At 61.8% G+C, this 19,730-nt stretch carries 20 protein-coding genes; 16 read left to right on the plus strand and 4 right to left on the minus strand.

From position 1 onward, the window contains the following. Positions 1 to 53: 53 nt before the first annotated feature. The 10 genes from EI291_RS21740 to EI291_RS21785 all read left to right on the plus strand — a co-directional run bounded on the left by EI291_RS21740 (position 54) and on the right by EI291_RS21785 (position 11,694). Positions 54 to 1,124 carry an NADH:flavin oxidoreductase/NADH oxidase gene (locus tag EI291_RS21740; protein WP_125424395.1) on the plus strand — a complete coding sequence of 357 codons (1,071 nt, stop codon included), beginning with the start codon at positions 54 to 56 and terminating at the stop codon, positions 1,122 to 1,124. A gap of 67 nt (positions 1,125 to 1,191) precedes the next feature. Beyond that, positions 1,192 to 1,620 carry a hypothetical protein gene (locus EI291_RS21745; protein WP_125424396.1) on the plus strand — a complete coding sequence of 143 codons (429 nt, stop codon included), beginning with the start codon at positions 1,192 to 1,194 and terminating at the stop codon, positions 1,618 to 1,620. Positions 1,621 to 1,753: 133 nt separating this feature from the next. Then, the gene (locus tag EI291_RS21750) at positions 1,754 to 3,850 is read left to right on the plus strand and encodes a M13 family metallopeptidase (protein WP_125424397.1); all 2,097 of its coding nucleotides are present in this window, start codon (positions 1,754 to 1,756) and stop codon (positions 3,848 to 3,850) included. Positions 3,851 to 4,047: 197 nt separating this feature from the next. Next, a complete protein-coding gene (locus EI291_RS21755) occupies positions 4,048 to 6,177 on the plus strand; it encodes a M13 family metallopeptidase (protein ID WP_125424398.1) in 2,130 nt (709 codons plus the stop codon). 310 nt (positions 6,178 to 6,487) lie between these two features. Further along, positions 6,488 to 6,856: a BlaI/MecI/CopY family transcriptional regulator gene (locus tag EI291_RS21760; RefSeq protein ID WP_125424399.1), complete on the plus strand. Its 369-nt coding sequence runs from the start codon at positions 6,488 to 6,490 to the stop codon at positions 6,854 to 6,856. Further along, the gene (locus tag EI291_RS21765) at positions 6,856 to 8,259 is read left to right on the plus strand and encodes a M56 family metallopeptidase (protein ID WP_125424400.1); all 1,404 of its coding nucleotides are present in this window, start codon (positions 6,856 to 6,858) and stop codon (positions 8,257 to 8,259) included. Before EI291_RS21760 ends, EI291_RS21765 begins: the two co-directional genes overlap by 1 nt. Before the next feature lie 111 nt (positions 8,260 to 8,370). Next, the gene (locus tag EI291_RS21770) at positions 8,371 to 8,742 is read left to right on the plus strand and encodes a TonB-dependent receptor plug domain-containing protein (protein ID WP_125424401.1); all 372 of its coding nucleotides are present in this window, start codon (positions 8,371 to 8,373) and stop codon (positions 8,740 to 8,742) included. 96 nt (positions 8,743 to 8,838) lie between these two features. Next, entirely contained in the window at positions 8,839 to 9,255 is a 417-nt protein-coding gene (locus EI291_RS21775; RefSeq protein ID WP_125424402.1) for a hypothetical protein, read from the plus strand. 318 nt (positions 9,256 to 9,573) lie between these two features. Continuing rightward, the gene (locus EI291_RS21780; protein ID WP_125424403.1) at positions 9,574 to 9,888 is read left to right on the plus strand and encodes a hypothetical protein; all 315 of its coding nucleotides are present in this window, start codon (positions 9,574 to 9,576) and stop codon (positions 9,886 to 9,888) included. A 150-nt stretch (positions 9,889 to 10,038) separates the two neighbouring features. After that, positions 10,039 to 11,694, plus strand: coding sequence for an MFS transporter (locus EI291_RS21785; protein ID WP_125424404.1), 1,656 nt, complete (start codon positions 10,039 to 10,041; stop codon positions 11,692 to 11,694). Between the two features lie 141 nt (positions 11,695 to 11,835). Here the strand turns inward: EI291_RS21785 and EI291_RS21790 are convergent, their stop codons facing one another. Continuing rightward, positions 11,836 to 13,065 carry a TPM domain-containing protein gene (locus EI291_RS21790; RefSeq protein WP_170172761.1) on the minus strand — a complete coding sequence of 410 codons (1,230 nt, stop codon included), beginning with the start codon at positions 13,063 to 13,065 and terminating at the stop codon, positions 11,836 to 11,838. 175 nt (positions 13,066 to 13,240) lie between these two features. On the opposite strand from EI291_RS21790, the gene EI291_RS21795 reads away from it, so the two are divergent. Beyond that, positions 13,241 to 13,552, plus strand: coding sequence for a hypothetical protein (locus tag EI291_RS21795; protein ID WP_148103439.1), 312 nt, complete (start codon positions 13,241 to 13,243; stop codon positions 13,550 to 13,552). 112 nt (positions 13,553 to 13,664) lie between these two features. Here EI291_RS21795 and EI291_RS21800 read toward each other — a convergent pair whose 3' ends face one another. Continuing rightward, the gene (locus EI291_RS21800) at positions 13,665 to 13,967 is read right to left on the minus strand and encodes a hypothetical protein (RefSeq protein WP_125424407.1); all 303 of its coding nucleotides are present in this window, start codon (positions 13,965 to 13,967) and stop codon (positions 13,665 to 13,667) included. Positions 13,968 to 14,140: 173 nt separating this feature from the next. Between EI291_RS21800 and EI291_RS21805 the strand changes: the two genes are divergently transcribed. The 3 genes from EI291_RS21805 to EI291_RS21815 all read left to right on the plus strand — a co-directional run bounded on the left by EI291_RS21805 (position 14,141) and on the right by EI291_RS21815 (position 16,433). Beyond that, on the plus strand, positions 14,141 to 14,425 hold the full coding sequence (locus tag EI291_RS21805; RefSeq protein WP_125424408.1) for a hypothetical protein: 285 nt from the start codon (positions 14,141 to 14,143) through the stop codon (positions 14,423 to 14,425). Between the two features lie 289 nt (positions 14,426 to 14,714). Then, positions 14,715 to 15,086, plus strand: coding sequence for a DMT family protein (locus tag EI291_RS21810; RefSeq protein ID WP_125424409.1), 372 nt, complete (start codon positions 14,715 to 14,717; stop codon positions 15,084 to 15,086). A gap of 45 nt (positions 15,087 to 15,131) precedes the next feature. After that, positions 15,132 to 16,433 carry an MFS transporter gene (locus EI291_RS21815; RefSeq protein ID WP_125424410.1) on the plus strand — a complete coding sequence of 434 codons (1,302 nt, stop codon included), beginning with the start codon at positions 15,132 to 15,134 and terminating at the stop codon, positions 16,431 to 16,433. 302 nt (positions 16,434 to 16,735) lie between these two features. Here EI291_RS21815 and EI291_RS21820 read toward each other — a convergent pair whose 3' ends face one another. Further along, the gene (locus EI291_RS21820) at positions 16,736 to 17,335 is read right to left on the minus strand and encodes a hypothetical protein (protein WP_125424411.1); all 600 of its coding nucleotides are present in this window, start codon (positions 17,333 to 17,335) and stop codon (positions 16,736 to 16,738) included. Between the two features lie 298 nt (positions 17,336 to 17,633). On the opposite strand from EI291_RS21820, the gene EI291_RS21825 reads away from it, so the two are divergent. Together EI291_RS21825 and EI291_RS21830 are read left to right on the plus strand one after the other, a co-directional pair. Then, positions 17,634 to 18,197, plus strand: a complete 564-nt coding sequence (locus EI291_RS21825; protein ID WP_125424412.1) for a sensor histidine kinase — start codon at positions 17,634 to 17,636, stop codon at positions 18,195 to 18,197. Between the two features lie 216 nt (positions 18,198 to 18,413). Next, complete coding sequence (locus tag EI291_RS21830; protein ID WP_125424413.1) at positions 18,414 to 18,815, plus strand: nuclear transport factor 2 family protein; 402 nt, start codon at positions 18,414 to 18,416, stop codon at positions 18,813 to 18,815. Between the two features lie 296 nt (positions 18,816 to 19,111). Here EI291_RS21830 and EI291_RS21835 read toward each other — a convergent pair whose 3' ends face one another. Next, a complete protein-coding gene (locus EI291_RS21835) occupies positions 19,112 to 19,531 on the minus strand; it encodes a hypothetical protein (protein ID WP_125424414.1) in 420 nt (139 codons plus the stop codon). Positions 19,532 to 19,730 lie beyond the last annotated feature (199 nt).

Here is a 19,730-nt window from a genome sequence, read left to right on the forward strand (position 1 = left end):
GGGTATGCATACGCACCCGGCAACTGACATCCGGTAACTCGCACCTCAACCCTATGGCTCAACTATTCACGCCGCTTACCCAGCGCGGTATCACGCTCAAAAACCGCCTTATCATCTCGCCGATGTGCCAGTACAGCGCCCAGGACGGGTTCAGCAACGATTGGCACTTGGTGCACCTCGGCTCCCGGGCCGTGGGCGGGGCCGGCCTGATTCTGCTGGAAGCCACGGCCGTGGTACCCGAGGGCCGCATCACCCCCGACGATCTGGGCATCTGGCACGATGACCACCTGCCCGGCCTGGCCCGCATTGCCGCGTTTCTCAAAAGCCAGGGCTGCGTGCCAGGTATTCAGCTAGCCCACGCCGGCCGCAAAGCCAGCCACGCCAGCCCCTGGAAAGGCGGGCAACAGCTTGGTCCTGAGGCTGGGGGCTGGCTTACGGTAGCTCCGTCGGCTGTGGCTTTTACGTCCGGGGAAACGGCCCCCGCCGCCCTGGACGCTGCCGGTATTGAACAAGTAATTGACGCCTTCCGCCTGGGGGGCCGACGGGCGGTGGAGGTTGGCTTTGAGGTACTGGAGATTCATGCCGCCCACGGCTACCTGCTGCACCAGTTTCTATCACCGCTCAGCAACCAGCGCACCGATGCCTACGGTGGGTCCTTTGAAAACCGCATCCGGCTGCTGCTGGAAGTAGTGGCCGCCACCCGCGCCGAAATGCCGGAAAATCTGCCTCTGTGGGTGCGCGTATCGGCCACCGACTGGACCGCGGGCGGCTGGACGGCTGAGGATACCGTGCAGCTGGCGGCCATTCTGAAAGATAACGGCGTGGACCTGCTCGACTGCTCTACCGGCGGCAACGTGCCCCAGGCCGATATTCCGGTGGGCCCCGGCTACCAAGTACCCTTTGCCGAGCAGGTGCGCCGCGAAACCGGCCTGCCCACCGGCGCCGTGGGCTTGATTACCGAAGCCCAACAGGCCGAGGACATCCTTGCCCAGGGCCAGGCCGACGTGGTGCTGCTGGCCCGGGAATCGTTGCGCGATGCCTATTTCCCGCTGCACGCGGCCCACGAGCTGGGGGCCGAGGTGGCTTGGCCGCCCCAGTACGAGCGGGCCAAACCGCGCCACTAAGCTCAACCAGACTGAACCCCGGGCCCGGGTGCCGCGTTACAAAACCAGACGCGCGTACTTTTGCCAGATGAATGCCTTTTCAACCCCTGATTTCCCTATTGTGTACCGCCCCGATCTGCAGATTCTGGTGGGCCGGTGGATGGTGGAAATCAGCCGGTCGGAACAGGTGAAGCAAAACTACGTGCAACTGTTTGGGGCTGCCGCCGCGGCCGATAACTGCCGGTTCTGGCTGCTGGATGCCCGCCGTCGGTTTCGCACTACCCACGAAATCACGGGCTGGGTAAACCAGCACGTACCGCAGTTGGCCCTCGAGCAGCTGGGCGCGGAAATTCGGGTGGCATTTCTGCTGGCCCCTCACCAACTACTGGTTTCCACCGAATCGCCCCCGTTTCCAGAACTGATACACCCCATTACCGGAGAGCCGCTGTCGGTGCAGTTTACTGATGAGGGCGAGGCCATTGCCTGGCTCCGGGAGCAGCAGCTGCAGCTGGCGTAATGCTGAACCAGTTACTTCTTCCACGGCCCGTAATGCACCCTGCGTTACGGGCCGTGCTGCGTTGGAGTACGGTGGCGGCAACCTTTCCCGGCGGGGTGCGACCTTAGGCGAAGCCTATCCTGTATTTCGCTGAATGAAACACCTTTCTGCTCCGCACACGGCTGGGGCGGCGGCCCTGCTGCTGGCGCTGGCCGGCTGCGCCGCCACCCAGCCCACCACAACTAGCACGCCCGCCGCGCCGACGGCCGTGGCCGCCACCACCGGCGGCCGCAGCATCAACCCCCAGGACGTGGACCGCTCGGTGTCGCCGTGCGAGGACTTCTATCAGTTTTCGGGCGGCAACTGGCTGCGCAACAACCCCGTGCCGGCCTACGCCAGCAGCTGGGGCCCGCGCAACCTGCTCGGCGACCGGACCCAGGCCACCCTGCGCCGCATTCTGGAAGATGCCGCCGCCGACCGCGCCGCTACCCCTGGCTCGAACCGCCAGAAAGTGGGCGACTTTTACGCTACCGGCATGGACTCGGTGGGGCTGGAAAAAGCCGGCCTCACCTACCTGAAGCCCGAGCTGGCCCGCATTGCCGCCGTGAAAGACCGGCCCGGCCTGCTTGCCGAAATTGCCCGCCAGCAGACGTTGGGTACCGGCGCGTTCTTCCGGGCCGGCGTGAGCCCCGACCGCAAAAACAGCGCGGTATACGCCGTGAACATGAGCCAGGGCGGCCTGGGCATGCCCGATCGGGACTATTATCTGAAGGACGACGCCCGATCCAAAACCGTGCGCACCGCTTATGTTACCTACCTCACCAACACCTTTACGCTGCTGGGTGACCCCGAGCCGACGGCCGCCGCCAAAGCCGCCACGGTGCTGCGCGTGGAAACCCGCCTGGCCCGCGCCAGCAAAGACCGGGTTTCGCTGCGTGACCCCTACGCCAGCTACAACAAGATGACGGTGGCCGAGGCCGACAAGCAGTTTCCGAACCTGCAGCCCTCGGCTTTGCTGAAGCGCAACGGCCTGGGCGCGGCCCAGGAGGTGATTGTGGGCCAGCCGGAGTTCTTCAAGGAGGTCAGCGCGGTGCTGAAAGAGGAGCCGCTGCAGGACCTGAAAACCTACCTGAGCTGGCAGCTGGTATCGTCGGTGCCCTCGGCGCTGCCGAAGGCGTTCAGCGACGAGGCCTTCCGATTTGCGCAGGTGCAGAGCGGGGCCAAGCAGCAGCCCACCCGCTGGAAGCGCATGCAGGCCGCCACCGATGGTACGCTGGGCGAGGCCTTCGGGCAGCTGTACGTGGATCAGGCGTTTTCGCCCGCCGCCAAGCAGAAAGCCCTGGATATGCTGGCCAACATCCGCGAGTCGATGGCCGAGCACATCCAGACCAACACCTGGATGAGTGCCGCCACCAAGCAGGAAGCCCTCAAGAAGCTCAGCGCCCTGCGCGTGAAAATCGGCTACCCCGACCAGTGGAAGGACTACTCGCAGCTGAACATTACGCGCGAGTCGTACCTGAAAAACGTGCTGGCCGCCCGCCAGTGGGCCTACCAACAGAACGTGAAGAAGTTTGGCGGGCCCATTGACCGCACCGAGTGGAGCATGACGCCGCCCACCATCAACGCCTACTACAGCCCGCCGATGAACGAAATCGTGTTTCCGGCCGGCTACCTGCAGCCCCCGTTCTTCGACCCCGAAGCCGACGACGCGGTGAATTACGGCGCCATTGGCGGGGTAATGGGTCACGAAATGACCCACGGCTTCGACGACTCCGGCCGGCAGTACGACTCTGAAGGCAACCTGCGCGACTGGTGGACGCCCGCCGACGCGGCCGAATTTACGAAGCGCGCCGCCGTGGTGGGCACCCAATACTCGGCCTTCTCACCCCTGGACTCAGTGCACGTGAACGGCAAGCTGACCATGGGCGAAAACCTGGCCGATTTCGCCGGCCTCACCATCGTGTACGCCGCCCTCCAGAAGCAGCTCGACAAGCAGTACGGCAAAGGCAACCGCCCGCTCATCGACGGCTTCACGCCCGAGCAGCGCTTCTTCCTTAGCTGGGCCCAGCTGCGCCGCCAGAACATCCGCCCCGAAGCCCTGCGCCAGCAAATCCTCACCGACCCGCACTCACCCGGCCAGTACCGCACCATCGGCCCGCTCATGAACATGCCCGAGTTCTACCAGGCCTTCGGCTGCACGCCCGGCCAGAAAATGGTCCGCCCCGACGCCGAGCGGGCGGTGATTTGGTAGCCAAAGCTAAAGACTAGTTCCCCTCCTTGGAAAGGAGGGGCTAGGGGTGGTTGATACCCGTTGAACATCATCTAGAGCTAGTTCTAAAACCCGTTCTAACGGCCATCAACCACCCCTAGCCCCTCCTTTCCAAGGAGGGGAACTAGCTCTAATTCGTAACGTCTTCAACTTCTTCCACAACCTCCAATCTTCCACCAATGACCCCACAACGCACCTTCCTGCTCTCCCTGGGCACGGCAGCCGGTATGGCCCTGGCCGGCTGCGCGGCTAGCACGCCCGCTACTACCGCCACCACGCCGCCCGCCGCTACTCCGGCTACCACCGATGCTGCGGCTACGGCCCAGCTCGGCCCCGTGCTGCCCGGCGTCGGCATTGATCCGGCCAACATTGACAAGTCGGTGAGTCCCTGCGACGACTTTTTCCAGTACGCTTCGGGCACTTGGCTGAAGAACAACCCGATTCCGGCCGCCGAGTCGCGCTGGAGCTCCTGGAACGGGCTCATCAACCAGAATGAGGCCGTGATGCGCCAGATTCTGGAAACCTCGGCCGCCAACAAAACCGCCGCCAAGGGCACCAACCTGCAGAAAGTTGGCGACTACTACGCCACGGCCATGGACTCCATGGCCATCGACAAAGCCGGCCTGAAGTACCTGCAGCCGGAACTGGCCCGCATCAACGCGGTGAAGGACCTGCGTGGCCTGCAGACCGAGCTGGTGCGCGCCCAGCGCCTGCAAACCCGCTCGGTATTCGGGCTGGGCGTGAACCAGGACCGCAAAAAGAGCGACGAGTACGCCCTCTACCTCAGCCAGGGCGGCCTCAGCCTGCCCGACCGGGACTACTACCTGAAGGACGACGCCCGCTCGAAAGCCATCCGCACGGCCTACACCACCTACCTCACCAACACCTTCAAGATGCTGGGTGAAAGCCCGGCCGTGGCCGCCAAAAGTGCCGCCACGGTGCTGCGCCTCGAAACCCGACTCGCCAAAGCCAGCAAGGACCGAGTAGCTCTGCGCGACCCGTACGCCAATTACAACAAGATGACGGTGGCCGAGGCCGCTCAGAAATACCCCAACCTGGGTCTGCCCGTGATGCTGCCCGCGTTGGGCCTCAGCTCGGCCAAAGAGGTGATTGTGGGCCAGCCCGAGTTCCTGCAGGAAGCCAGCACGGCCCTGAAGCAGGAGCCGCTTGGCGACTGGAAAACCTACCTGCGCTGGCACCTCACCTCGTCGGTGATGTCGGCCCTGCCGCAGTCGTTTGGCGATGAGTCGTTCCGGTTTCAGCAGGTGCTGAGCGGGGCCAAGCAGCAGCAGCCCCGCTGGAAGCGCATGCTCCGCGCTACCGACGGCGCGCTGGGTGAAGCCTTCGGTCAGCTCTATGTGGACAAGGCCTTCTCGCCCGAAACCAAAGTGAAGGCCCAGCAGATGGTGGCCAACATCAAGGAAGCCATGGGCGAGCATATCCGCGGGCTGGAGTGGATGAGCGCCGCCACCAAGGAGGAAGCCCTCAAGAAGCTCAACGCCTTCACCGTCAAAATCGGCTACCCCGACAAGTGGAAGGACTATTCGGCCCTCTCGATGAGCCGCGAATCGTACCTGAAAAACGTACTGGCCGCCCGCGAGTGGGAGTCGAAGGACAACCTGAGCCGCTACGGCAAGCCGATTGACCGTGAAGTGTGGGGCATGACTCCTCCCACGGTGAATGCCTATTACAACTCCTCGCTCAACGAAATCGTGTTTCCGGCCGGTATCATGCAGCCCCCGTTCTTCGACCCCAAGGCCGATGACGCGGTAAACTACGGCGGCATGGGCGCAGTAATCGGCCACGAAATCACCCACGGCTTCGACGACCGGGGCCGGCAGTCGGACGCCCAGGGCAACCTGCGTGACTGGTGGACCAAGGAAGACGCCGCCGAATTCACGAAGCGTGCCGACATGGTGGGCGCCCAGTATTCGGCCTTCCAGCCCCTGGATTCGGTGTTTGTGAACGGCAAGCTGACTATGGGCGAAAACCTGGCCGACTTCGGCGGCCTGGCCTTGGCCTACTCGGCCCTGCAAAAGGAGCTGCAGAAGAAATACGGCAGCAACCCGCGCCCCCGCTACGACGGCTTCACGCCCGAGCAGCGCTTCTTCCTGGGTTGGGCCCAGGTGTGGCGCACCAACGCCCGCCCCGAGTACATCCGCCAGCAGGTCCTCACCGACCCGCACTCCCCGGCCCAGTACCGCACCAACGGCCCCTTGATGAACATGCCCGAGTTCTATGAAGCCTTTGGCTGCAAAGACCAGGGCAAAATGGTGCGCACCCAAACCGAACGAGCCCGCATCTGGTAGCCTGAAACGCCCCAACCCGGCCGCTATAGTGGCGGCCGGGCCATGGGCTTAGGAACTATGTAGAGACGCGACACTTCGCGTCTCGTCGTTGCTGAAGTTGTTTGCCGGGGCAGTTACGGTTGTTCAACGACGAGACGTGGAGTGTCGCGTCGCTACCCCGTTCACCTATCAAACCAGAACCATAAAAGGCCGTCTGCGCTGTGCAGGCGGCCTTTCTGTTTTCCTGTTGAAAAATTTATTTTGACTGATAACCAATGAGTATGATTTATTCGTAGAATTACGAAATATTCGTAATAAGAAACGTAACCTTATGGAACGATTAACTCAACCCGAGGAAGACGCCATGCGCGGCTTCTGGCAGCTGGGGGGCGGCTTCATCAAAGAAGTGCTGGAGCTGCTGCCCGAGCCCCGTCCGCCCTACACCACGCTGGCCTCCACGGTGCGCAACCTGGAGCGCAAGGGCTACCTCACCAGCCGTAAGCTGGGCAACACGTTCCGGTACGTGCCCAGCGTGTCGGCTGAGGAGTACCGGCGGCGCTTTCTGGGGTCGTTCGTGGGCAACTATTTCCGCAACTCCTATAAAGAGCTGGTGTCGTTTTTTGCGCAGGAGCAGAAAATCAGCCCCGAGGAGCTGCAGGATATCATCGACATGATTGAAAACCGCAAATCCCGGCCCTGATGTCTGTGCTGCTGTACCTACTGAAAACCCAGGTGGCCCTGCTACTGCTGCTGGGCGTGTACTACGGCTTGCTGCGACGGCTTACGTTTCATCAGCTTAACCGGGCCTATCTGCTGGGAAGTTTGCTGCTGGCTGGCCTGTACCCGGCGCTTGACTGGAGCCGCCTGCGCCCGGCCACAGTCCCAACCGTTCCACTCCTGGCGGAAGTGCCCGTGTGGACCAGCGCATCCGGCGCGGTTATTCCAACCAATTCCGGCCCCGATTATGGCGTGTGGCTGCTGGCTGCTTACGGCTTGGGCGTGGGCGCATTGCTATTGCTCCTGCTGGTGCAGGGCACCGCGCTGTGGCGGCTGCACCGGGCGTCCCGGCCGGCTGAGGCCGATGGGATGAAGTTTCGGGCCGTGGCGGGGAAGGTGAGTCCGTTCTCGTTCGGGCGGGCCATCTACCTCAACCCGGCCCACCACGCCCCGGCCGAGCTGCCGGTGGTGTTGCTGCACGAGCTGGTGCACGTGCGCCAGGCCCACACCTTGGATGTGCTGCTTGGCCACCTGCACCGGGCCATGGCCTGGGCCAGCCCCGCCGCGTGGCTGTGGTTGCGGGCCACCCAGGAAAACCTGGAATTCATTGCCGATGCCGCCGTGCTGCGCGAAAGTCAGCTGGCCCCGAAACAGTATCAATACAGCCTGGTGCGGCTGAGTACGCTGGCCGCGGGGCCGGCGCTGGTTACACCTTTCTCCTTTATCACCCTTAAAAACCGTATTCGTATGATGAATTCCCAGCCCTCCACTCGTCGGCAGCTGCTGCGCTACGCCGCCGGCTTTACCCTGCTGGGTTTGGTGGCGGTGGGGTGCGCCACGCCCAAGATAGCCGAAATGCCCCAGCCCGAGGCTTCCGTTGAACAACAGGCTCGAACAACGGCTGATCAAGCACTGTACTTTATTGATGGTACTCCTTCCTCACAGGCCGCCGCCCACCAAGTGGACCCCTCCGCTCTGAAGAGTATGCACGTTATCAAAGGGCGCAAGTTCATGCCGGGCTTTAATGAAGCGGCATTTCGCCAGGATTTTGGTGCAATGGATGACAAAGGCGTGATATTGCTTGTCACCAAGCAGGGAGAAAACTCTGAAGCGTTGCAGGCTTTCACTACCAAGTATAACATTACGTTTCAGGAGCAAAACCCAAACGAGAAGGCTATAACGGACGCGCTGGTGGCGGGCAGAACGATTTCGCCGGCTGAGTTGCAGGGGCGGATTCTGCTCGTGAATGGGGTAGAAACGGCTGTAGAAAATTTCTCCGTGCCCGCTGGTAATATGAAGAGCGTGTATGTGCTTGATGCAAAGCGTGCCACCGAAAAATTCGGGGCAAAAGGTCAGAATGGCGCAGTAGTGGTTATGACCAAATAATTGTGGACGTATCATTTGGCTCGTGCCGCGGTAACCAAGGAATTCGACTAAATACCAGTCGTTCGAATTTTATGGCTGCTTGCGGCACTGCTTTTGCGGGGCGTGGGGCCTATGCGTATTCTTACCGCCTTCCGCTCTACCGCCTTCGGCACCGGCCTGCTGCTGATGCTGGGCCTTGCTGCCCCCACTGCCAACGCTCAAACGGCCCCCTCCGCGCCGGCCCAGGCCACCGGCCCCAGCCTGTACTTTCTGGATGGGCAGCCCTCCACCCAACAAGCTATTAACCAGCTCAACCGCCGCACCATTGCCAGCGTGAACGTAGTGAAAGGCCCCGATGCTACCCGCATATTTGGGGCGGAAGCTGCCGATGGGGTCATGATTGTGGTAACCAAGCGCAACATAGGCTCCGAGGCCGTGGCCGAGTTCAACCGCCGCTACGATATCCGGCCCACGGAAACGCCGGTGCCGTCGGCCCGGCCGTAACGCTGAAACTGCCGGGAAGCTCCGCCGTACCAACGCAACGGCCCGCCGGCCCGTATCGGGTACTCCTTTCCCTATGTGCCACGTAGCGTTGCTTGCATGACTTCTACTTCGCTTGCCGATTTTCTGCAGCTCACCCACAGGCCTGATCTGGGCATTGTAACCGCCCGCTGGACTCGGCCCACTCAATCCGGTGAGCTGCGCGCCGGTTACCAGGAACTGCTGCGCTATGCCACCTCCTGCGACACCTGCTGCCGCTGGCTGATTGATGCCCGCCGCCGCGTGCAGGTAGATACCCGGGATGTGCACTGGCTCACTACCGATTTTTACCCCACCCTCCGCCAGCACCTGGGTGGCCACGTGTACCTGGCGTTTCTGATTGCGCCCTATCAGGCCGATGATGTGCGCGACGAAAGCCTGCCTACGTTACCTTATACCCACGGCAACTACTGCTCCCTGAATCAGTTCACAGATGAAGGCGAGGCCGTGCGCTGGCTCTGCTCCCGAGTGGTATAGCCTGTGCTGCTACCAGCCGTCTACAAAAAAACCTTCGCTCAAACGGGCGAAGGTTTTTTTGTAGACGGCCTGAGCCGGGAGTGGTACTGAGAAAATAAAGTATTTGATAAAGAGTATATATTATCAGTAGCTACATTTTATTATATGAGATAAATACAATTATTTATTTGGAATATTTGATGTGCAAAATATTCATGAAAATATGAATTTTTATAGCGTAATAGTTTACTATATCTTCACTTTTAGTAAGATGGATGGGTTGTTTGCTGTCTTACTTGAGTCTGCTGAGTTTTCTGTTTCACCTCTGTTTTCTGTCTTATGTTCAAAACACTACTCTTGTTGCTTTTGGCTTTTGTGATGCTGCTGGAACCAGAGGTGGTTCTGGCCCGCCCAGCCACTGTTGCCAGTCCTGCCGGGATTGAAATGGTGAGCGGCACATCCTTATTCCGCAAATCGTACAAGCGGGGCCGCCCCAACTACAAGCCGTACCGGGGCAATAGCCGCCACAAAATGAAGAAGCTGGGCGTGTATAAGCGGTGGCGCCTGCGGGTGAAAGCCCAGAAGAAAAAGCGCAACCGCGTGCTGAGCCCCAGCGTGAAGGTGGGCGCACCAGTACGTACCCTGAAAAAGTAAGCCAGCACTTTCCTGGAGTTTCCTGATAACTAGCCAGACAGCCGCTTCCTGCACCAGGGGGCGGCTGTTTTTTGTGGTTGCTGGCGGCAGCTATGCAGGCTGTAACCCGGCGTTGCTTCCGGCGGTTATGTAGTGGACTTACTGCCCGCCATGTCTGCTTCCTCTGTTGCGCCGGTATCAGCCGCACCTTCGCTGCGTACCCCATTTTTGTATCCGGTGTTCCGGGCCATCTGGGTGGCATCGGTGGTATCCAACATTGGTACCTGGATGCAGAACGTGGCGGGCGTATGGCTGGTCACCACGCTGACTACCTCGGCCCTGCTGGTGGCCCTGATGCAAACGGCTACCAGCCTCCCTGCCTTCATGCTCAGTCTGCCCGCCGGGGCCCTCGGCGACCTGGTGGACCGCCGTCGGCTGCTGCTGTTTACGCAGGGCTTTATGGCCGTGGTGGCGCTGGTGCTGGGCGGGCTTACGCTGGCCGGGCAGGTATCGGCGCCGAGTGTGCTGGGACTCACGTTTCTGCTGGGCATTGGGGCGGCAGTGAACATGCCCATCTGGCAAACCGTGACGGTGGAACTGGTGCCCCGCCCGGCGCTGCCTTTCGCCATTACCCTGAACGGCGTCAGCAACAACATTGCCCGGGCCATTGGGCCGGCGCTGGGCGGCCTCATCATTGCACACTACTCGCCGGGGTATGTGTTCCTGCTCAACGGCGTTTCCTTCATCGGTACGTGGTGGGTGGTGCGCAACTGGCAGCGCCGCCCCGATGAAAGCCGGGGGCCAGCCGAAGATTTTGCGGGTGCCCTGCGCACCGGCCTCCGCTACGTGCAGTATTCGCCGGCCATTTACGCGGTACTGGTGCGCACTTTTGCGTTTGCCTTCGGGGCCAGTGCCATGTGGGCCCTGTTGTCGGTGGTGGCGGCCCGGCGGCTGCATTTGAGCTCCGGGTCCTACGGCGTGCTGCTGTCGTGGCTGGGGGCGGGAGCCATTACGGGGGCGTTTCTGATGGGGCGGGCCGGCCACCGGCTCACCTATAACCAGCGCGTGCTGCTGGGTTCCGGCGTATTTGTAGGCACCAACCTGGGACTGGCGCTGCTGCCCACGGAGGTGGCTCTGTTTCCGGTGATGTTCCTTTCGGGGGTGGCGTGGCTGATGGTGATGACCAGCTTCAGCACCACCGTGCAGCTGCACGTGCCCCGGTGGGTGCAGGCGCGGGTAGTGAGCATCTATATGCTGGTATTTCAGGCGGGGCTGGCCCTGGGCAGCGTCGTGTGGGGTGAGCTGGCCGACCGCGCTACGCTGCTGACGGCGTTGCTGGGCGCGGCCCTCTGGATGCTGCTGAGCCTGGCGCTGGCTTGGCCCTTCCCCATGCGCTCCGCCGAAGGTCTCAACCTGGACCCCGCCGATGTTGGTCCGGCCCCGGCAGTGCCCGGCGTCATCGAAACCGATGATGGGCCGGTGGTGGTAATGGTGGAGTATCAGGTGCTGGTGGCTGATCAGCCGGCCTTCCGGGAAGCTGTGGCACCCCTTACCCGCCTGCGGCTGCGCAACGGGGCCTTGCGGGCCGGGGTGTTTACCGATGTCACCCGGCCGGAACGCATTACGGAGTTCTACTACGTGGCTACCTGGGGTGAGTATGAGCGGCAGCACCACCGCTTCACGCGCGAGGACCAGGCCGTGCAGGAGCAGGTACTGCAGTTTCATGCCGGGCCGGAGCCACCCTGCGTAACCCGATTCCTGGCCTTCCCACAAACGCCCAACGTGGAGCTGCCCGCGCCTGCGGAGAGTCTGGAAAGCCAGCGGTAAGCTGCCGCCGGAGCGGCGGGGGCAGTAAATAAAAAGCCCGTCATGCCTTACATGACGGGCTATACTGGCAGCAAAAGTTCTTGTTACCCATCGGCTTCGGCGTAAACCGAGCCTCTGCAGGCTTAGGCTATGCAGGCGTATCTACCAGGAGCCGCTGTTGTCACTGGTATCATCGAAGCCGCCACCGCCGGTGTCGCCGGAGGAGGAGTCATCGTAGGAAGAAGTATCGCTCGATGAAAAGTAGTCCGGCTCACTGCCGGAGTTGTCGGGCGCGAAATAATCCGGGGCATTATCCGTCTCCGAGGTGCTGCCGCCCAGAAACGGGAAAGCACCGCTGCCATCCGCAGTGTCGTTAGCGGGCGTATCGAGGGGCCGGGCCGGGGCATCGGGGGAGAGGTGGGTGGTGGAATCATCGTTGCGGTCGGCCATCCGGTTGCCCAAGTAGGCTCCGGCGGCGGCGGCGGCACCCGTGAGCAGTACGTTGCCCATGCCGCTACCCCCGCTGCTGCCCCGGTTCGGCAGAAAATCGGGGCCGGGCTGCCCGCTGTAGCCGGCGCGGCCGTAGTTACCGGCCGGGGCATTGGGCTGGTTGGGTAGGAAGTCGGGCGTGCCACCCGTAGCAGCCGGGTTGTTGCGCCGCCGGAACAGCTTCGATACCAGCCACAGGCCCCCGCCAATGACCACCACGGCCAGTACCAGCGTGCCCAACCCAAAGCCCGACGATTCCGGCTCAACCGGCGCGGCCGGCGCGGTGGCTACGGGAGCAGAGGCCGGTGCACTCAGCTCATCGGAGCCGGAGGCCGTGGCGTAGTCGGCGGCCGAAGCCGAAGCATCGGAGCCAGGCGCGGCGGCGGGCGTTTCGGCGGCTTGCGGGGCCGAGCTGGGGTCGGCGGCGTACATCAAAGAGTTCAGACCCTGGCGGAGTCCGGCAAAATAGTTTCCCTGCTTGAAGCGCGGCGTCATTTGGCTGATAACCCGGTCAGTAACTTCCGGCGTCAGGCGGCTGCGCAGCCCCGAGCCGGCCTGAATGCTGAGGGCGCGCTCCTGCTTGCTCAGCAGTACCACCACGCCGTTGTTTTTATCACGCTGCCCGATACCCCAGCTGGTGCCCAGCGCCCGGGCGTATTCCGCCGCCGACTGCCCGCCCAACGACGGCACGGTAACCACCACTATCTGGGTGCCGTTCTGGTCAGCGTAGCGGCGCAGGCCGGTTTCCAGGGTTTTTGCGTCGGCAGGATTAAGCAGCTGTGCTTCATCAGTAATAAAGCGGAAAGGAGCGGGCCGGGCCGGCAGGCCGTTGGCCGACTGGGCCCTGGCCGTAAAGGTGGCGCTGCCAACGAGTAGCAGCAGCAGTAGCAGAAAACGAGTCATGGCAGGAGGGAAGTACGGGTGAGTATCGGGTTTCCAGCTGAGTACGCACCGATGTGCCCGGGCGTTTCCGGCCGGGGCGGGCGGGAACATTCACCGGGGCGGGACCGTAAATCGGGAAAGGGTTAGCCGGCCGCTACCGGCCATGCCCGCCACCTTCCTCCTTGTTCCCACCACTATGCGCCGCTTCCTTTCCATTATGCTGTTTTGTGGCGTTGCCTGCCCGGCCGTGCAGGCCCAGAACCGCCCAGCCGTAACGCCCACCCGCCACAATCCTACGGAGCGCATCAGTCCGGTGCCCGGCGTTACGCTGCCCTCGGGCGTGGGCCAGGGGAAGGCCGAGCCGCTGCCCGTGCCCACCGATGTAAAACCCAACGGCCTTCTGGCCCAGCCCAAGTTGCCCACCGGCCAGGTAACCGTCGATTCGGTGCAGGTAACGCCCACCCCGCAGCCCCGCCGGAGTGCCCCCGCCAGCCGCAAGCGGCCGTAAGCGTTTCTGCTACTTTCCATGCTGGCTTTTACCACAACCGGCCCGCCTTTATTTCCCGCTGAACACAGGAAACAGAGGCGGGCCGGTGCTATTGGCTGGCAAGGTATAGGCGTTACTGCTTTTGAGTCTGTGCAGATTTTGGCTGCGAGGACAGCGTAGAGGTGCCTTTGGCCGGCTTCTTCAGCGGGCGGTTGGAGTAATCGGTGGTTACCCGGTCGTCGGGGGCACCGGTCATGTCGGGGGCCACGTATTCACCCTGGCCGCCGGAGGCGGGTTTGGTGGGCGCGGGCTGGGGACGCGGAGCCGGGGCCGTAGGGCGGATGCGGGCCGGCGCGGGTTTGCGGGCGGGCGTGGTCTGGGCCATCGTAGCGACGGCGGCCGTCAGCAGTAAACCCAGAAAAGCGGTGCGTAGCATAGTTGTGCGGGGTAAAGTGGTGAGATATAAGGGTTGAGCTCCTGCACGCGGCAGTGCAGCGCCAGGGTTGAACCAGTAGTCAAGCTACGGGCTGCAGATGAAGTTGGCGTGTTTTTTGAGTAGGATTCAGCCCGGCTCCCCCGGCTTTTCTCTTCTCCTTCACCCTCCTATGTATGCCTAAGTTCTTTCTTCCGGCGGCGCTGCTAACGGCTGCGGCGCTGGTCTTTGCCGCCCCGGCCCGGGCGCAGGTAATCATCAATGTCGGCCGGCCGGCCCCGCCTCCGCCGGTGGTTGTTGTGCGGGAGTATCATCAGCCCCGTAAGTGGAAAGCTCCCAAACGGTATTACTACCAGCCCCGCCCCGTAATGCTGGTGCCCGCCCAGCCGGTGTACTACGCTCCCCGCGGCTACGGACACGGACACGGCCGGGGCCACGGACATGGTCACGGCCGGCACTAAAACGGGAAATACGGTCGTCTTAGCAAAGGCTCCTGCAGTGCGCAGGAGCCTTTGCTGCTTTATCAGGAAGGGGTTTAGGAGCCTGTCGGAGGCGGCAGATGCAATGCCCGAAGCCAAAATTTTTTTGCCGGAACCCGGCTAACCGGCCCGGCCTGGCTGGCTGATTAACGTATGTACACGGAAAAAAAGCCGGCTGACGCTGATCTGAAGAATTCTTCAGATCAGCGTCAGCCGGTCTTAATGTGCCCTGTGGTACTTCGCCCGTCATCTTCCATCCTTTTCTCCCCTCATGAAAGTCTTTTCCACCATCGGCCTGCTCATTCTTTCCAATGTGTTCATGACCCTGGCCTGGTATGGGCACCTGCAGTTCAAAACCATGCCCGCCTTCCGCAACATCACCCTATTTGGGGTAATTATGATCAGCTGGGGGCTGGCCTTTTTCGAGTACATCTTCCAGGTGCCGGCCAACCGTATCGGCTACAAGGAAGACGGCGGCCCGTTCTCCATGTTTGAGCTGAAAACCATTCAGGAAGCCGTGTCGCTGATTGTGTTTACGCTCATCACCGTGTACGTCTTCAAAACCGATAAGCTGGCCTGGAACCACCTGGTAGGCTTCGGGCTGATTGTGCTGGCTGTGTTTTTCATCTTTAAGAAGTGGTAGCCCGCGCCGCGTAAGCGCCTACGGCTACTTTCTTCTCTGCTGCTCATGCCGGTTTCTGACTCGGCCGCCGCTAAGCGGCGCAGTGTGCGGGCGCTGGCCCCGCTGAACCTGTTCCTGGCCGACGTGCGCGACGGCGTGGGCCCGTACCTGGCTATTTATCTGCTCACGGTGCGGCACTGGGCCCCCGGCCCCATTGGCGTAGCCATGGCGTTGCCGGGGCTGGTGGCCGTACTGCTCCAGACGCCCGCCGGTACGCTGGTGGATACCACCAAACGCAAGCGGGAGCTGCTGGTGCTGGCCTCCATAGTGGTGGCCCTGAGCTGCGTGGCGGCCGTTACGTTCACCATCCGGCCGGTTATCTACCTTACCCAGGCCCTCACCGGGGCGGCTACCACGGTGTACGCGCCGGTGGTGGCCGCCATTACGCTGGGGCTGGTGGGGCACCGCCGCTTCGCCCACCAAACCGGCCGCAACGAGGCCTTCAACCACGCCGGTAATGTGCTGGCCGCCGCCTTGGCTGGCCTCATCGGCTACTACTGGCGCTACGAGGGTATCTTTTACCTGGTGGCCCTCATGTGCGTGTTGGGCAGCTGGTCGGCGCTGCGCATTGCCCCCCCGGCCATCAACCACGACCTGGCCCGGGGCTGCGGCCCCGACGATGAGCCCACCGAGGATGCCGATGCTCCTGCCGAAGCAACGGGTGCGGCGGCGGGTTTCCGGGAGGTGCTGGCCAACCCCCGGCTGCTGCGGTTTGCGGGGGCGGTGGTGCTGTTCCATTTCGCCAACGCGGCCATGCTGCCGCTGGTGGGCCAGCTGCTGGCCCTGGGCCACCCGAAAGCCTCAGCTTTGTTTATGTCGGCCTGCATTATTGTGGCCCAGCTGGTGATGATTCCGGTGGCGGCCTGGGTGAGCAAGCGGCCCACCGAGGCCGGCCGCAAGCCCATCTTTCTGCTGGCTTTTGCCGCCCTGCCCATTAGGGGCGTGCTCTACACTCTCAGCGGTAATGCTTACTACCTGGTGGGCGTGCAAATCCTGGATGGGCTGGCCGGGGGCATCTTCGGGGTAATCAGCGTGATTATGATTGCCGACCTGACCCGGGGCTCCGGCCGCTTCAACTTTGTGCAGGGGGCCGTTACCACGGCTCTGGGCATCGGGGCGGCGCTGAGTACGGCCGTGGCCGGCTACGTGGTGCAGCAGTTCGGCTACCGTGCTGCTTTCCTGAGCCTGGCCGCCGTGGCCGCCGCCGCGCTGGTGTTCTTCTGGCTCTGCGTCCCCGAAACCAACCCCGCCCTGGCTACCGGGGGGCCGGCCGAGAATAAGCCCGCCGACGCAGCTGCTGCGGGGTAGACAGGAGCACTATCGTAGAACATCATGCTGAGCATAAGGTGCATCAAGCCAGGAGCCGAGGAATCTCGCGTGCTGACATTGAACGCTAATTCACGCTATAAAAACGTCATGCAGAGCCGGAGGCGAAGCATCTCGCTCGGCTGATGTTAGCATTAGTAATCCTACGTCAGCACGCGAGATGCTTCGCCTTCGGCTCTGCATGACGTTCAGTTGAGTGTAACATCCATTCCTGCATCCACCAGAAACCACAACGGCTTCCTCAACCGAGGAAGCCGTTGTGGTGTAAGCCTGTTGCGCCGAACCTACTGCACCGACCGCACGGGAATGTTGGCGAAGGTGCCCGATACGGTAATGTCGCACTTGCGCTTGGGGAACGTGCTGTACGCCACGGTAGGGTCACTGGCTCCCGTGAGGGTGGCGGTGTAGGTGCCGCTCAGCAGCTGCCGCTTCGCATCGTAGCCGCTGATAACGAAGCTGCCCGTTACGTGCTGCATGCTGCTGGGGTAGATGACGGTGCCGCCGCCCAGGCTTTCGGGCAGGTCGTAGTAATAACTCGATGCCGCGTCGAGTGTCTTGTCGCGCAGGGTTTGCAGGGTGTAGGTGCCAGCAAGCGCGGCAGGCAGCTTCGTGCGGTCCAGCTCGAAGCTGATGCCCTCGGTGGTAGTAGCGGGTTGCACGCCCACGGTCAGGCTCTGGGCCGTTTGGGTAACAAATGCTTTCAGCTGCGCGGCCTGAAACGTGGTATCCCGGTGCTGGCCGTTATCCTGATACACAATGGCGCGGCTATACGTCATGGTGGGCTCCGGCGCGGGGGCGGGCAGTTCCTGGTCGTCTTTCGAGCAGCTTGCGGTGAAAGCCAGCGTCAGGCCCATCAGTAGCGAGAGAGTAGCGTTGTGATTCATAGAGTAGGGGATAGGAGGGTGTAAAAACCCTATATAGAAAACTGTGCCAGGATTGCGTTGGTGGCTTCTGCATGGATGAAAACGCCGCCCGGATTTCTCCGGGCGGCGGCGGCATAGGAGGCTACATAATGCGAGGACGGTCATTGTTATTCCGCCCCCGGCAGTCGCTCGGCTGCGCCGAGTGACCACTACGCCCCAGCAGCTTTGCTGCATGCGTCCGCCGGGACTAGGCTAGTGGCGCGGCCGGATTCGGGGCACAGCCCCTCAGGCGTAGGTCTCACTCGGCGCAGCCGAGCGAGTGCGGGAGCTGGCCGCCCAGCAGGACGAAGTGCGCCGCCTCAGCCGCCTCGTCGATGATTTATTGCTCAGCAGCCGCCTGCGGGCCGGGGCCCTGCCGCTGCACCGCGCCCCGGTGCCTCTCGATGAACTGGCAGTGGCTACCGTCGACCGGCTGCTGCCCCAGTTCCGCAGCGCAGGCCGCCCCCTGCACCTGGCCGTAGCCGACGACGTGCCGGCCTACACCGTGTCGGCCGATGCCGATAAGCTCACCACCGTACTGGGCAACCTCCTCGAAAACGCCCTGCGCCACGCCCTGCCCGGCGGCGAGGTGCGCGTATCGGTTGACCGGGAAGCCGCCAGCGGCTGGCTCTACGTGGAAGTAGCCAACCCCATCCGCCAATCCCTCGGCGACCTGGGCCGCCTCACCACCGCCTACTACCAGGCCGACGTGCTCAGCAATGGCGCGGGCCTGGGCCTCTGGCTCAGCAACCAGCTGGCCGAGCTGCACGGTGCCCCCCTGCAGCTCCAGGAATCCGACGGCTGGTTCCGGGCCCGCCTCCGCCTGCCCCCGCTGAATGAGTAGCCGGATAGCAGGAAGATAAACCGAGTGGTATGCTTCGGCTGCACTTCTCCGGATAATCGCTTGGCTGTGTCGGGTAAGTGTGAGGGGACGGGCTACGGTTAGCAGCTGACAAGCTGCACAGGCAGAAAAAAGATGCGGTTCTCGGGGGTAATCTGGTACTTTCGCCCGGTAGCTAATACCTCTTTTCTGTTCAGTCTTTATTTCCAGTAACCCGCCATGCCTACCCCGCTTGCCGTTGTTCATGAATATTTCGCGCTGGTTGATGCGTTTGAAACCGATGCTACGGCCTACGCCGCTGTATTGCACCCGGAGGTAGTGCAGACGGAATATCCTAATGCCCTCTATAAGTCGCTGCAAACCCGTTCCCTCACCGATATCCTCGACAACCTGCGCCTCGGCCGCGAGCTGCTCCAGCAGCCGCACTTCGAGGTGAGCCACACCCGCCTCTGCGCCGACGGCAGCGTGCACGTAGAAGGGCAGTGGGAGGCCACCGCCGCCAGCGACCTTGGCCCGCTGCTGCGCGGCCAGCGAATCCGCGCGTTTCTCTGCCTCATTTTCGAATTCAAGGACGGGCTGATTTTCCGGCAGCGCCGCTACCCCTGCTACGAAATCCTGTAGCTTCACCGCCCCACCCTACAAACACGGGCCCGACTGACACCACTGGTGCTGGTCGGGCCCGTTTCGTACTAGCCCCGGTCTATCGGGCGGCCTGGCAGCCCCAACCCATTCGTTCCGGTGCTCCGGCCGCTTCCCCGGGCTATCCGGGCAGTCGCTCGGCTGCGCCGAGTGACCACTATGCCCCAGCAGCTCTGCTGCGTGCGCCTGCCGGAACTGAGCTAGTGGTGCGGCCGGATTCGGGGCGCAGCCCCTCAGGCATAGGTCTCACTCGGCACAGCTGAGCGAGTGTGGGGTCACTACTTATTGCGCTTCAATTCGGAAAGTGTTAGATAATCTTTGAATAAGTTAATTATTCCTTCCTCTGTATTGATTTCACCAACTGCAATTTGCTTTATATCATAATCATAATATTCCTTTAATTCGTTGCTTACTTTGTGAGGTGCTCTAGATGAAACAATTATTTCAGTGTTTGGGCGATTGAAATATTCTTTAATAACTGCTTTTAAATGGGGTTCCGCCTCCATAGAGTTGCCTAATATGACAAGTCTTGATGTATTTTCTGATTTTAGTAGAAGTTTTAAATATCTGAAATATTCGTTTAACACATTGTCATTTTTAATTATATGGCCCTTTGATTCCGGTTGATTGAAAACCATTACTGGCTCATTATTAATAAAGTTTCCTATGGTTTTATACGTTCTTCCAAAATATTTCATGAATCTATATGATCCGTGTATATGGCATATAGAAAATTGATTTTGAGTGATATTTTCGCTAATCAATCCAAGTATATAGCGGATTCATGAACGGTGTACATGATAGCCGCAATGGTTGAACCAGGCTTTGGCGTCCTTGCTGGAAATCCAGTCCACGGCCGTTTGGATAGCCGCCTCCACTGCTTCACGGGTACGGGCC

This window comes from Hymenobacter rigui, from assembly GCF_003944715.1.
Lineage (GTDB): Bacteria > Bacteroidota > Bacteroidia > Cytophagales > Hymenobacteraceae > Hymenobacter > Hymenobacter rigui.

Bases quoted from the DNA above. Each gene is read 5' to 3' on its own strand.
- EI291_RS21820 (WP_125424411.1), bottom strand. From the start codon at position 17,335: ATGAATCACAACGCTACTCTCTCGCTACTGATGGGCCTGACGCTGGCT.
- EI291_RS21795 (WP_148103439.1), top strand. From the start codon at position 13,241: ATGCGCCGCTTCCTTTCCATTATGCTGTTTTGTGGCGTTGCCTGCCCG.
- EI291_RS21770 (WP_125424401.1), top strand. From the start codon at position 8,371: ATGCGTATTCTTACCGCCTTCCGCTCTACCGCCTTCGGCACCGGCCTG.
- EI291_RS21775 (WP_125424402.1), top strand. From the start codon at position 8,839: ATGACTTCTACTTCGCTTGCCGATTTTCTGCAGCTCACCCACAGGCCT.
- EI291_RS21755 (WP_125424398.1), top strand. From the start codon at position 4,048: ATGACCCCACAACGCACCTTCCTGCTCTCCCTGGGCACGGCAGCCGGT.
- EI291_RS21785 (WP_125424404.1), top strand. From the start codon at position 10,039: ATGTCTGCTTCCTCTGTTGCGCCGGTATCAGCCGCACCTTCGCTGCGT.
- EI291_RS21810 (WP_125424409.1), top strand. From the start codon at position 14,715: ATGAAAGTCTTTTCCACCATCGGCCTGCTCATTCTTTCCAATGTGTTC.
- EI291_RS21740 (WP_125424395.1), top strand. From the start codon at position 54: ATGGCTCAACTATTCACGCCGCTTACCCAGCGCGGTATCACGCTCAAA.
- EI291_RS21790 (WP_170172761.1), bottom strand. From the start codon at position 13,065: ATGACTCGTTTTCTGCTACTGCTGCTGCTACTCGTTGGCAGCGCCACC.
- EI291_RS21800 (WP_125424407.1), bottom strand. From the start codon at position 13,967: ATGCTACGCACCGCTTTTCTGGGTTTACTGCTGACGGCCGCCGTCGCT.
- EI291_RS21815 (WP_125424410.1), top strand. From the start codon at position 15,132: ATGCCGGTTTCTGACTCGGCCGCCGCTAAGCGGCGCAGTGTGCGGGCG.
- EI291_RS21750 (WP_125424397.1), top strand. From the start codon at position 1,754: ATGAAACACCTTTCTGCTCCGCACACGGCTGGGGCGGCGGCCCTGCTG.
- EI291_RS21765 (WP_125424400.1), top strand. From the start codon at position 6,856: ATGTCTGTGCTGCTGTACCTACTGAAAACCCAGGTGGCCCTGCTACTG.
- EI291_RS21805 (WP_125424408.1), top strand. From the start codon at position 14,141: ATGCCTAAGTTCTTTCTTCCGGCGGCGCTGCTAACGGCTGCGGCGCTG.
- EI291_RS21830 (WP_125424413.1), top strand. From the start codon at position 18,414: ATGCCTACCCCGCTTGCCGTTGTTCATGAATATTTCGCGCTGGTTGAT.
- EI291_RS21780 (WP_125424403.1), top strand. From the start codon at position 9,574: ATGTTCAAAACACTACTCTTGTTGCTTTTGGCTTTTGTGATGCTGCTG.
- EI291_RS21835 (WP_125424414.1), bottom strand. From the start codon at position 19,531: ATGAAATATTTTGGAAGAACGTATAAAACCATAGGAAACTTTATTAAT.
- EI291_RS21760 (WP_125424399.1), top strand. From the start codon at position 6,488: ATGGAACGATTAACTCAACCCGAGGAAGACGCCATGCGCGGCTTCTGG.
- EI291_RS21745 (WP_125424396.1), top strand. From the start codon at position 1,192: ATGAATGCCTTTTCAACCCCTGATTTCCCTATTGTGTACCGCCCCGAT.